Annotated in this window: 10 protein-coding genes and 2 pseudogenes; 7 read left to right on the top strand and 5 right to left on the bottom strand. The window is 42.2% G+C overall.

Annotated features, from left to right (window positions below; translation table 11 throughout):
* The 5 genes and pseudogenes from CAG68_RS01360 to CAG68_RS01345 form a co-directional block, all read right to left on the bottom strand.
* Nucleotides 1-426 (bottom strand): polysaccharide pyruvyl transferase family protein (locus CAG68_RS01360; protein ID WP_161440706.1); only part of this gene is annotated, 426 nt, incomplete at its 3' end.
* A 46-nt stretch (nucleotides 427-472) separates the two neighbouring features.
* Nucleotides 473-1,462: a Wzz/FepE/Etk N-terminal domain-containing protein gene (locus tag CAG68_RS01355; protein ID WP_161440705.1), complete on the bottom strand. Its 990-nt coding sequence runs from the start codon at nucleotides 1,460-1,462 to the stop codon at nucleotides 473-475.
* Between the two features lie 172 nt (nucleotides 1,463-1,634).
* Nucleotides 1,635-2,780: pseudogene (locus tag CAG68_RS22545) on the bottom strand (SLBB domain-containing protein); the annotation flags it as partial.
* Between the two features lie 104 nt (nucleotides 2,781-2,884).
* Nucleotides 2,885-4,385: pseudogene (locus CAG68_RS22540) on the bottom strand (SLBB domain-containing protein); the annotation flags it as partial.
* Nucleotides 4,386-4,449: 64 nt separating this feature from the next.
* The gene (locus CAG68_RS01345; RefSeq protein WP_017820722.1) at nucleotides 4,450-4,968 is read right to left on the bottom strand and encodes an outer membrane beta-barrel protein; all 519 of its coding nucleotides are present in this window, start codon (nucleotides 4,966-4,968) and stop codon (nucleotides 4,450-4,452) included.
* Between the two features lie 404 nt (nucleotides 4,969-5,372).
* Here CAG68_RS01345 and CAG68_RS01340 point away from each other — a divergent pair, with 404 nt between their 5' ends.
* The 7 genes from CAG68_RS01340 to CAG68_RS01310 all read left to right on the top strand — a co-directional run.
* Nucleotides 5,373-5,591, top strand: coding sequence for a hypothetical protein (locus tag CAG68_RS01340; RefSeq protein ID WP_031780921.1), 219 nt, complete (start codon nucleotides 5,373-5,375; stop codon nucleotides 5,589-5,591).
* Between the two features lie 69 nt (nucleotides 5,592-5,660).
* Nucleotides 5,661-6,341 carry a YjbF family lipoprotein gene (locus CAG68_RS01335; protein ID WP_054729019.1) on the top strand — a complete coding sequence of 227 codons (681 nt, stop codon included), beginning with the start codon at nucleotides 5,661-5,663 and terminating at the stop codon, nucleotides 6,339-6,341.
* Complete coding sequence (locus CAG68_RS01330) at nucleotides 6,338-7,096, top strand: capsule biosynthesis GfcC family protein (RefSeq protein ID WP_161440704.1); 759 nt, start codon at nucleotides 6,338-6,340, stop codon at nucleotides 7,094-7,096. Before CAG68_RS01335 ends, CAG68_RS01330 begins: the two co-directional genes overlap by 4 nt.
* Nucleotides 7,093-9,285, top strand: a complete 2,193-nt coding sequence (locus CAG68_RS01325) for a YjbH domain-containing protein (protein WP_161440703.1) — start codon at nucleotides 7,093-7,095, stop codon at nucleotides 9,283-9,285. Before CAG68_RS01330 ends, CAG68_RS01325 begins: the two co-directional genes overlap by 4 nt.
* 147 nt (nucleotides 9,286-9,432) lie before the next feature.
* Nucleotides 9,433-10,374 carry an ADP-glyceromanno-heptose 6-epimerase gene (rfaD, locus tag CAG68_RS01320; RefSeq protein ID WP_005379462.1) on the top strand — a complete coding sequence of 314 codons (942 nt, stop codon included), beginning with the start codon at nucleotides 9,433-9,435 and terminating at the stop codon, nucleotides 10,372-10,374.
* Nucleotides 10,375-10,500: 126 nt separating this feature from the next.
* Nucleotides 10,501-11,487: a lauroyl-Kdo(2)-lipid IV(A) myristoyltransferase gene (lpxM, locus tag CAG68_RS01315; protein ID WP_005379461.1), complete on the top strand. Its 987-nt coding sequence runs from the start codon at nucleotides 10,501-10,503 to the stop codon at nucleotides 11,485-11,487.
* Nucleotides 11,484-12,065 (top strand): glycosyltransferase family 25 protein (locus CAG68_RS01310; protein ID WP_161440702.1); only part of this gene is annotated, 582 nt, incomplete at its 3' end. The genes lpxM and CAG68_RS01310, both read left to right, overlap by 4 nt.

The following is a 12,065-nucleotide window of genomic DNA, read 5'->3' as shown; positions in this document are numbered from 1 at the left end:
TTTTGGTGCAAAGTTCAAAAGAAATGTATCATCACCCTTAGTGTGTTTAGGGTTCCAAGTTTGATCACTTCCGGTAAGGTAAACATCATATATTGGTGGGTTACTCTTTATTTCAGATGGGGTTCTATACCTTCTGGATAGATTCAAATACTGATTTACAGCTTTGTTAATTTTTATTTTTTTTCGATGACCAGGTTTAATACCAAAACTATGAATCATATTTGAGATATGCTTTTTAAGCCCAACAGAACCATTAACCCCCCTTTTAAAATGCCATTCATTAGGGAAATCATAATCTATAATTTCACATTTATGCCCTAACTTTTCAATAACATATTGGGTTGCATATGCCTGTAAAAATGAACCGTAGTTTATTACCTTATGCATAGTAATTACGCCTACAGTTTTAATCGCTTCTTCTTTCATTTTTCTACTTCAAGATAATATTTACTATGTGTACGGAAGGTCTATTTCAATCACTTATACTGTTGTTTGTATTCTTTTTAAGAATAAAACGTAGAAACACTATCGCAATACCGATCAACCCTCCAAAGATTGTACCTAGCATGCAGATTATTGCTCTACTTGGACCATCTTTAACTTCGGGAGCAACTGCCGGATCTATCGTTTTGAAAACAAACTCATCTTGGACTTCAGCAAGCATTAACCTTTTAGTTTGTTCTTCAATCAACTTGTAGAAGGTGCTTTGCATTTCTGCTACTGCTGTCTTTTGTAACTGAATGTTCAGGTAAGCTAAGTTTTGAGAAGCCTCTGCTATCGTTCTTTCACGCATGACACTGTTAATATCTTCTATCAGCCAATTAACCCACTTCTGAGCAATGTAAGGAGAGTAGTGTTTAACAGTTATCGTATAGAGATTAGTCTCCTTATTTTGAGCAACACTAAACGTTTCGTTTCTAAATACATCATAAGCTTCTTGGGCTGTAGGTTTTGAACCTCGTAACCCTTCTGGTTTTCTTAACCACTTTTCAGAGCTTTGATCATAGATTTCATCATCTAAAATCAGTTCATCTTTAGCTAAGTCCCAATCCTTTGCTGCCATCAATGGAATTAATAAATTGTGTTTATCTATGAACCCCTCGATGAATTGACGAGACCTCATGACCTGTACAGCAAGATCAGCTTGAGAAAGCTCCGCCCCTCCTAAGTTAACACCGGCTAAAGCAGCTAAACCACCTAGTTGCCCTGCCATATTAGATAAATTACCACCACTCGAACTTTCTGCAGGTGCCAGCAGTATATCTGCTTTATATATATTGCTTAAGCTCAATGAATACAACACTGAGCCAACTGCAAATACAAACGTGGAAATTATTATGATCCATTTCCCTTTCCATAACTCCGTAAATAACTCTCGAAAATCGATTTCATCGCTCGAACTTGTTGAAAGAGAAGAAGAGTACGCTAGGTGACTTGGATATGATTCTTTTTTTGATTCCATGAAATTCTAAATCCTACTGACTCCGAGTCTAGTGTAGAGCTAGCTAGAAGATTTGTAAGTAAAGGGAACACACAAGCATTTACTAGTTTGTTGCATTCTCAGAATAGAGCCATTAAAGATGACATTAATAAAATTGGAGCTGAGAATAGGTCTCTCAGCCCCTCTTTGTCTGCTATTTTAGTGCATTAATTGCAACGCCAGTTTGATAGAGTATTTGTGTCGCCGCTGTCCAAGTACTTAATGCATCACGGTAATCGGTGTCAATTGGCACAACAATAGTATCGCCAGCTTTTAACCCTTCTTTATTGTTTCCGAACCAATAACCAGACGTTGGTTTGTAAACTGAACCATCAGCACGTACTACAAAAATGCGGTCTTCGTCGGCTTGCTTTTTAGCACCACCCGCTTTGTTCAGGTAATCATCGACGTCAAGTTTTTTGTCCAACAAGTAGGTAATTGGAACCTGAACTTCTCCCATAATTGATACTGTGTTTCGGAAAGTTGGAACAAAGAGGAAGTCCCCATCTTCTAGCATAAAGTCTGCTGAACGTTCTCCATCAAGAATACGGTTGAGCTGTACGACTATACGACCTAGAGCCTTACTTTTGCTTGCTTCTTCTACAAAAGTTAGTGTTTTCTGAGGATCGGTAATTACTGAGCCAATATTGCTGTCTGCCCTGAATGTTTTCTTCGCAGTTTCTGCGCGCATATCTGCTGCATACTGGTTCAGTAGCTTTTGCTCCTGTAGACGTAAAGCTTCACGAGTAAAAATTGCACCTTGAGGGTGAGCAAACTCGGTTAGGCCACCCGCTCGGTCCAATAACTCACTTAGGGTTTCACCTTGACGCACCGTATAGGTGCCAGGGAAACGAACTTCACCCTGTAAAGTGACTGTGCTTTGTAGCTTCACATTTGGCTTTTCTAGGATGTTCAAACGATCTCGGCCTACAATAATTGCATTGTCCGAAGCGCTGCCTTGGATTGCTTTACGCAAATCAATACGTTCAACATCAATATATGCACGTTCATCCGCACTATTAATCGTGGTTCGCGCTAGTTCTGCATTAATTGTGAATGCGTTGTAAGTCAAACCACCAGCAGCTTCAAGAAGCGTTGATACCGTCATTCTTGGAGTAATCGGGTAGCGCCCTGGATGCTTAACTTCACCAAATACTTCAGCAATTTGAGGGGCTAGTCCCAAACGAGACTGTTGTTGAAGTTGTAACAAGACTGGTGCAAGTAAAGTACGACGAGTGTTTTGCTTAAGCTTTTCAAAGTCTTCTTCTGTAATTTCCTTACCGCGGAAAATAATTTTTCTTTCTTCTCTTTCTTGCTGGTTCCAGCCAACATGATTCTGTTGGTTATTGAAACTAGTTTGTTGCGGATTATTACCTGCGATTACAGAACCAATTGGGTTATTAATCATTGCAACAGACGAGCTCATCTGTTGTTGCTCTTTCTGTTGCTCCATCTCCGCCTGTTTTTGGGCTTGCTCGAGTGTTTTCGCTTTTGTAATTTCTTCATCGTTAGCAAGTGTATCTAAATCTTCGTTATTGAAACGGTTGAAGACTAGAACTCGATCACGAGAACGCAGGGACATATTGTCTTTGCTGTTAGGAGATAAAATCGCGTTCGCGAGGTTTATCTGAAATACTTCTATATCACGTTGAGTATTAACTTCTCGAACAACAACGGCGTAGTTAACATCAGCAGTCGCATTGAATGCGGAGTCGACAGATTTAAACAAATCAGCAATACGTAAACTTTGATGCCACTCTACATAACCAGGGTGTCTGACATCACCTTCAATTTGAACATATCGTGTAAGCTCTTCGCTTTTTTTCAAGATCTTGATGACGTCGCCATTTTTAACTTTACTCTGTCGATCTTGCGTTTTATTGAAATCAAGCGTCAGAGCCTCACGAGCGCCATGTGGAGCGTAGCGTTTTATCTCCAACTGCTCGACATGAGCATTCGCGGTAAAACCACCTGCCATCTGAATAAGTTGTTGGTAAGTTTCACCGGCCTTGACTTCATAAATTGCCGGACGGTTGATCTCGCCTTCTATAGACACCGTATCGTTAACAGAACCAATTAAAACAACATCATCCGGTAGTAAGCGCACATCATTACTTGCATCACCTTTTAGTAACAGGTCATACATATCCAACTTACGAATGATTTTACCATCACGCTTTAGTTGGATATCTCTTAGGGCCCCACTTTCACCAAAACCGCCACTGTAATAGATAGCTTGTGAAATTGTCGTTAATGCGCTAACCGTGTAGGCACCAGGTTTATATGCATCCCCCATTACAAACACTTGCATGGTGCGTAATTCACCCAATGAGATATCACTGCGCACACCAATCATTTGCTCTTTTACACGTTGCGTCAGAGAGTCTCGAACATCAGAAAAGTGCATGCCAGCAACATTTACCGGCCCAAGTGAGGGGAAGTTGATTGTGCCCGCACGATTTACGCGTAAACGATGCGTTTCATTCTCCTTACCAAACAACTGCACAATGATTTCATCACCTGCACCCACGGTGTAATTTGCCGGCACAGGAACATCACTGATCGGAGCAAAAGTGCTTGGAGAACCAGCAAAAAGATCTAAACCAAAACGTTTAAGCTCTTCCTGCTCACCTTTTTTGAGCCATTGTTCTTCGATATTGGAAGATACAGCGCTACTAGCTTCAGTTCTAGGTTGGATTACTTGCGGATTTTCGTAAGGAGACTTGTTTGAAGATGAACTAGAAGGAATGGAGAAACCATACTTACTCGCCAAGGCCTTTTGTTGGTCGGCGGGTAGATTTTGAAACATTTTCATTTGTTCTGGAGTGGGTGTTTGTGCCATTGAATAAGACGCAAACGTACTTGCCAATATAAAAGCGGCAATAGAGAAATATCCTTTAAACATGGTATGTCACTATAATAATTGAATAAAAGACCCTAGTCCCAAGTTTGAGCTCTAGGTATTTAAATTAGAAACGGTGCTGAAAACCCAATGTAATCGAGTTAAGGCGAACTTGGTCTTCAGAGACGTTATCAACGAACTCAAATATCACCGCGCTTTGGTTATTTAAAGCGTAGTGCATACCTAACCCAAAACTAAATCCTTGTTCTTTGTGAGAACCTACATTTTGTAGATCAAGCTGAACGCTTGAATACCCAGCTAAACCATAAAGTGCTACTCGCTCTGAAACCGGCATATTCAACTTAACAAAGCCGCTCAAAGCGCTATCAACGGCAAGACCACTGTCACGTTGAACTGATGTCCCATAACGTCCTTCGAGACCAATGTAGTCATTAAAGAAGTACCCTGCTTGCGCACTAAGAAGGAAAGGACTCCCCTCTTTTACGGACTCAGAAGACGAGCTTTTCAATTCTGCATTTGAGTAGCTCACTAACGCACCAGCATAAAAATCGGCTGACGCTGAAAAAGAACTCAGGCTCAAGCCCAGTGCACCAAGTATTCCCAAACAATGCTGCTTTCTTATCACGTAAAAGTCCCTAGTACTGGTAATAATATGGGCTGCCAAAGCAAAGTTAAGCGTGCTATGCAGGCCATTAAATACTGAAGAGTTGGCACGCTACCGCCCTGAGGCGTTGAGCGTAAGCCACTGTATCGCTTTCTATATGGTGTAAGTAAAAACGACCTATTTCCTCCAAACCTCTAGTTCTGGAGGAAATAGACCGACAAATTATGCACTCTTGATAGTTTATCAGCAAGCAAGGGAGCAAGATAACCGCGCAATGTCACGCTGGTGTTAGAAATGAGATCATAAGCCATGGCAAAATAAGAAACTATTTACATGCTAAGGCTTTTTTATCTAGAATATAATTTGGAGCATTTTTTATGCTACCAAACATCGATGTTTTTATACCGGATACACAAGGATTAATAATGAAGAATACAGCTCTAGCTATTCTTATGGCTCTAAGCGCAACAACTGCATTTGCAGCAGAAGAAGCAGGCTCAACAGGCACAGCTTCTGCGTCAGCAACTGGCACTACAGCTGTAGGTGTAGGCGCAGCAGCAGCAGTAACTGTAGTAGCAGTTGCAGCGTCAGATAGCGACTCAACATCTACTTCAACATCTACTTCTACTTCTACTTCGAACTAATTTCGTTTTGTAGAACAGAAGCCAATCGCCCTGAATGACTCAGGGCGATTTTATTTGTAAGAGGGAATAATGAATATCTTCCGAATACCTAAATGGATACGCCAACTTCTCATTCTTCCATTACTCCTTGTACTCTTTGGCTGCACACAGAAATTCAATGATGTTTCAGCAACCGTCCAAGAAGCCTACGGTAACTACATCGATGTCGAGATGACATCAGAAGAAATAAATGCAGTTCCTTATGCCAGTGCCTATTTGAAACTTGGAAATCAAAAACAGGTGTTTGTTGTTTTAGCTTTTGCGGAACGAAACCCTCTCAATGGAAAAATACAACTGAAATGGGTAAGTGCTGACAAAGCTATGATCGTTACGGAGAATGGGCATATCGTCAAAACGATTGGTCTACAGAGTGGGGACTTAGCAGGTGTTTACGGTGACGTTCCAGGTTTTTCTTTAGACTCAACCTCTGTCAACTACACACTTTCATACGATTGGGCAACACAATACCGTTATGGCTTTCCTGCAAATATAACGCGTTCTTACTCAGGCCAAGAAACGTTAACAACACCTATTTCTAGCACTATGACCAACGTATATAAAGAAGTTGTTGAGTTTAGCAGTCTTTCTCAATCGGTCGAAAACTACTATTGGGTCAATGAACAGGGTCAGGTCGTTAAAACCTTACAACACCTAGGGCCAAATATGATTCCGGTTGAGTTAACCATTTTGAAGGGATATAGCAAATCATGAGCAAGCAACTACTCACATTATTCGGTTTGGTCATACCGCTTTTGAGCATGCCTAGCTTCGCTCAAACAGAAACCTCTGCTATGCAACCATTAAATGTTGAATTGCTAGAAGCAGGCAAACGGCTACAATTTCAAGGGCCGGCTCGTTTAGAAAGTGTGTTAGCACTTGCTAGGGAGCAAAGCGTCTCTCTGCAATACTCTCTTGGTACCACTTTGTTTGATAAATCGGAACGCGCCGAGAAAACCTCTACCGCTTTAAAGAACTCGGTGCTCAATCAAATGATTCAACACAATTTGGTCGCACATCCATTCTACAAGTTCATTCAGCAGCAAAGCTTTGCACCGCGTTTACTGTCTGCGATCGATGTTGATAAAATTCGACTAGATAAATTCGACAACCCACTGTTGCGCGGCGATTACCTGCTCGCTAGCCCTCTACGCGAAGAAAAAGTGTATTACTTAGGAAACCTAAGTAGCGTGTATTCCGTTAAGGCGCAAGCAGGCATCCCTTTGCAAAGACAAATAGAGAATTTGAAAAATAACATTGGTGCGTTATCAACACCGCCAGTGTTGATCTACCCAGATGGTCACGTAGTTAAGCCGCATCACGGAGCTTGGTTAACGACACAATATTACTTACCACCTCTGACATTGGTATATATTCCGTTTGGTGATCTTGAATACTCCGAAATGGACCAAGATATTGTCCGCCTACTCACTCAATTGATACCAAGCTCCACAAAGAGACCACAATGATGCCAATTAGAAAAAGCTTAACCCTTTCTTTAATGGGCCCTGCATTGGTTTGGGCTCAAGATATACCCTTTGAGGCTCCCTCGTTACAGCCTTCTCAATCTGATTTTGGTGGTGTTGGTTTAATGCAGATGCCAACCGGACGTATGGCTCCTGAAGGGGAATTCAACTTTTCTGTAACAGGTAGTGATGAGTACCTTTTTTACAATGTGACTCTGCAACTTATGCCGTGGCTAGAAACAACCATCCGTTACACTCAAGTTAACGACCTGCCTTATTCATCATCCTTCCCCGATGTTGACAATGAATATACAGACAAGGGGATAGATTTTAAATTTAGATTATGGGAAGAATCTGAATACATGCCAGAAATCGCCCTAGGGGTACGAGACTTTGCTGGTACTGGTCTTTTTGATGCTGAGTTTCTTGCAGCGACAAAACGATATTCTAATTCGAAATTAGGTACTTTTGATTTTACTTTAGGTATGGGCTGGGGCTACCTAGGAACTAGAGATACGGTCACAAACCCTTTTTGTAAAGCATCAGACAAATTCTGCGATAGACCTTCAGAATTTCTATCTACTGGCGGAACAACTAACTTCGATAGAGCCTTTAAAGGCCCTGCTGCCCTTTTTGGTGGTATTGAATATCAGACTCTTCATAAGCCTCTTCGCTTCAAGCTTGAATACGACGGTAACGATTACAGCACAGACTACCCTGTAGTTCAGGCCGGTGTAGATATGTCTCCCCACACGCCATGGAACTTTGGTGTGCTCTACCGTATCGGAATGGCCGATTTTCGTTTAAGTTATGAACGCGGAGACACGTTGGTCGCGGGCTTAACGCTAAACACTAATTTCAATGACATGCCATCATTCTGGCGAGATACACCAACACCAGAAATCGAAGATAGCCAGCCTGAAGAACTGTCTGATGTTGATTGGGAACGTGTAACAGAAGATTTAGACAAAATTGCTGGTTACCAAAACACGCGTATTTATGTTGATGACAATACAGTAACTGTCGTTGGTGAGCAGAAGAAATATCGTGACCGTACAGAGGCACACGAAAAAGCGGCAGCTGTACTCCATAATGAAATGCCTGACGATATTGATACCTATGCGATCAATGAACGTAGCCGAGGCTTAGTCGGCGAACAAACGATTATTTCCAAAGAGAAATATCGCGACTTTGCCCAAGTTAATTACATCAATCCGAAAATAGAAGATGCAACCTCAAGGGCTACTACTAAGCCAACGGGAGAATCTATCTACGATGGTTTTGAACGTTTTGATTGGGGCTTTGCACCTAAACTAGTTCAAACTCTCGGAAACGCTGAAGATTTCTATCTCTTTAGTGTAGGGCTAAGCGGTAATGCCTCATACTGGCTGACGGACAACCTTGAAATTGGCGGTTCGTTATACTGGGATTGGTATAACAACTACGATAAGTTTATTTATGTCACTCCACCTGATGGCACTACCGTTCCTCGTGTTCGCACCATGTTCCGCGCTTACCAAAATGAACATGCTGTAACCATGTCAAACTTACAATTGACTTGGTTCCAAGAGTATTCCGATACGATGGATCAGCAATTCTACGCGGGTTATCTGGAGAGCATGTTTGCCGGAGTTGGTACCGAGTTTCTTTACCGACCGCAAGGAGCTAACTGGGCGATTGGCGCTGACGTCAACGTAATTTCTCAACGTGATCCACAAAGTTACTTCGGTGTTTACGACGAGAAATGGCAAAACGTGCCAGAATATGGACGTCCGTTCCAAGTTATTGATAAAGGCTTCACTGGTTTTGTATCTGGTTACTACTACCCTCAATGGGAATTCCTACAAGATTTGATGATCCAAGTCGATGTTGGTCAGTTCCTAGCTGGCGATGTTGGTACACAAATCAATGTTTCTAAGCAGTTCAAGAGTGGCGTAATTGCTGGCGCCTTTGCCTCATTTACAGACTTGTCTGCGGATGAATTTGGTGAAGGTAGTTTTACCAAAGGTTTCTACTTGTCGATTCCATTTGACATCATGACCGTTAAGCCAAGCAACAATCGTGCGAACTTTAGTTGGCAGCCTCTTACTCGTGACGGAGGACAGAAACTCGGACGTAAATACAGCTTGATTGAGTTGACCGACGAGCGAAATCCTTGGTATCAAAGGCCTAACCGTTCGGATGTGGAATAATAAAGTAATCAAGGGAGCTGCGGCTCCCTTTTTCATATCTAGATACTGAGTATAGAAGACTCAAACCTATCTTCCTGCTTCCAATAGCGCTACTTTTCGTTTCTTGCTAGAATTCCTGAGAAAATTTTAATCTATGGTGGAAGTTCTATGATCATCGTAACTGGTGGCGCTGGCATGATCGGCAGCAACATTGTTAAAGCACTAAACGAAGCTGGTATTAACGATATCCTGGTTGTCGACAACCTAAAAAATGGCAAAAAGTTTAAGAACTTAGTTGATCTGGACATCACAGATTACATGGATCGTGACGACTTTCTGACCCAAATTATGGCGGGCGATGATTTTGGTCCGATTGAGGCAATTTTCCACGAAGGTGCTTGTTCTGCAACGACTGAGTGGGATGGTAAGTACATGATGCTAAACAATTATGAGTACTCTAAAGAGCTGCTGCATTACTGTTTAGATCGCGAGATTCCATTCCTATACGCTTCTTCAGCAGCCACTTACGGCGATACAGAGACTTTCGTTGAAGAACGCGAATACGAAGGCGCACTGAATGTATACGGTTACTCGAAACAGCAGTTTGATAACTACGTTCGTCGCCTATGGCAAGATGCTGAAGAACATGGTGAGACCCTTTCTCAAATCACCGGCTTCCGCTACTTCAACGTATATGGCCCACGTGAAGACCACAAAGGTAGCATGGCATCAGTTGCATTCCACCTAAACAACCAACTTAACGCAGGTGAAAATCCTAAATTGTTCGCGGGCAGCGAATCATTCAAACGCGACTTCGTTTACGTTGGTGATGTATGTAAAGTAAACCTGTGGTTCTTAGAAAACGGCGTATCAGGCATTTTTAACTGTGGTACTGGCCGTGCTGAATCTTTTGAAGAGGTAGCAAAAGCAGTTATCAAGCATCATGGCAAAGGCCAAATTGAAACCATCCCATTCCCTGAGCACCTAAAAGGCGCTTACCAAGAATTCACACAAGCGGATCTGACCAAACTGCGCACCGCAGGTTGTGATGTTGAATTCAAGACAGTTGCAGAAGGCGTTGCCGAATACTTAACTATCCAAAACAGTTAAGCACCACAAGGTGGTAGAACCATAACCTGCCACCTTTACTCAAGTGCAATAGCCTGTATCATTCCTAACTATCTTTTTCTCATTTAAACCACTTCGCCCGTACACGAATAGGTAACTAGACACGCCATGACAATAAAACGTGATGACTTCGACCCCAAAGCATATAACCCTGAGTTTAAGCGCCACTTTCTGTCGCCTAAGTACTGGGGCACGTGGTTAGGTGTTATCTTATTTTTACCGTTATCATTAATGCCACTGGGTTTACAAAAGTGGTTGGCGAAAACCATAGCCAAAAAACTGTCTAAATCCCACAAAGGTCCAGCTCATCGAGCGAGGGTTAACTTTGAGCTGTGTTTTCCGGAAAAATCGTTCCAAGAACGTGAAGCTTTGATAGAAAAAACACTCTACACAGCGGCCATGTTCTTTTTTCGCTTCGGGTTACTAAGTTTACGCTCACCAAAATGGCTTCAGAACCGTTGCCAAATTCGCGGCCTAGACATTTTACGACAGCACATTGATAGCAACGAAAATGTAATTTTAATGGTTCCCCACTCTTGGGCTATTGATGTGCCTGCTATCTTGCTCGCTTCAATGGGAATGCCAGTTTCTGCAATGGCGAAGAAGCAAAAGAATGATGTTGCTGACTGGCTGATGCACAAGCAAAGGGTCCAATACGGTGGTCGTGTTTATGAACGCTCAGGTGGCATTAAGCCTTTTCTGAAATCCATTCGAGATGGCTATGTAGGGTATTATCTACCTGATCAAGATCACGGCCCAGAGCATAGTGTGTTTGTGGATTTTTTTGCAACACGTAAAGCAACGCTACCTGGTTTAGGCAAAATTGCGAAACTATCACGCTCAAAAGTACTGCCTCTATTTGCGTCGATGAATACTGAAGATGGTACGTTTGATATTGAGATTTTACCGGCGTTTGAGTTGGATAAAGGCGAAGAGCAAGACGCTCGTACCTGTAATGAAGCCATTGAATATTTTGTCGGTGATAAACCCGAACAATATATGTGGGTACTACAGTTGCTGCACTCTCAAGAAGACGGCAATAACTATTACAATTTGTTTAAACCAAGATATAACAGCGACTGGAAAGTGCAGTGAAAGTATTTGTCGTAAGCTTGGCTCGATCGCTGGATCGCCGAGAACGTATTGAAGAAAAGTTAAAACAACAAGGCATTACGTTTGAATTTTTTGATGCAATAGATGGCTCTGTTGACCGTTTTCTTCATTCAGAAAAAAGTCGTCCTACCATTACTCTACGCCGTAAAGGGTATCAATTAAAAACTAGTGAAGTCGCCTGCTTTGCAAGCCATTACGAGTTGTGGGTTCGCTGTGTTGAGCTTGATGAACCGATCGTCATCTTAGAAGACAACGTCGACCCCGTAGAAGGGCTGAAGCGAGTACTCGAACATGCCGTTCCATTGACTTCTACTTATGACTATATCAAGTTGTCTGCCACTCAGAAGTGTGCATTCACCCCAATCGTACCGATTGATGATAATCATATGTTAGGGGGCTACTCTGCTGGAACTTGTGGTACCACCGCATATATTGTCACACCTAAAGCAGCCTCAAAGTTTGTTATGCATGCTCAAAAGTTTATTGAACCAGTCGATGACTACATGGAAAAACCATGGAGACATGGTGTTCAAGTTTACAGCGTGTCTCCAGATCTCTTT

It is taken from the genome of Vibrio sp. V42_P2S4T144, from assembly GCF_009904715.1.
Taxonomy (GTDB): Bacteria; Pseudomonadota; Gammaproteobacteria; order Enterobacterales; family Vibrionaceae; genus Vibrio; species Vibrio alginolyticus.
The sequence above is the reverse complement of the archived record's forward strand: the minus strand, read 5'-3'. Positions and strand labels throughout refer to the sequence as shown.

Coding starts and splice junctions, on each gene's coding strand:
- CAG68_RS01355 (WP_161440705.1), bottom strand. CDS start 1,462: ATGGAATCAAAAAAAGAATCATATCCAAGTCACCTAGCGTACTCTTCT.
- CAG68_RS01330 (WP_161440704.1), top strand. CDS start 6,338: ATGAGCAAGCAACTACTCACATTATTCGGTTTGGTCATACCGCTTTTG.
- CAG68_RS01340 (WP_031780921.1), top strand. CDS start 5,373: ATGAAGAATACAGCTCTAGCTATTCTTATGGCTCTAAGCGCAACAACT.
- rfaD (WP_005379462.1), top strand. CDS start 9,433: ATGATCATCGTAACTGGTGGCGCTGGCATGATCGGCAGCAACATTGTT.
- lpxM (WP_005379461.1), top strand. CDS start 10,501: ATGACAATAAAACGTGATGACTTCGACCCCAAAGCATATAACCCTGAG.
- CAG68_RS01325 (WP_161440703.1), top strand. CDS start 7,093: ATGATGCCAATTAGAAAAAGCTTAACCCTTTCTTTAATGGGCCCTGCA.
- CAG68_RS01335 (WP_054729019.1), top strand. CDS start 5,661: ATGAATATCTTCCGAATACCTAAATGGATACGCCAACTTCTCATTCTT.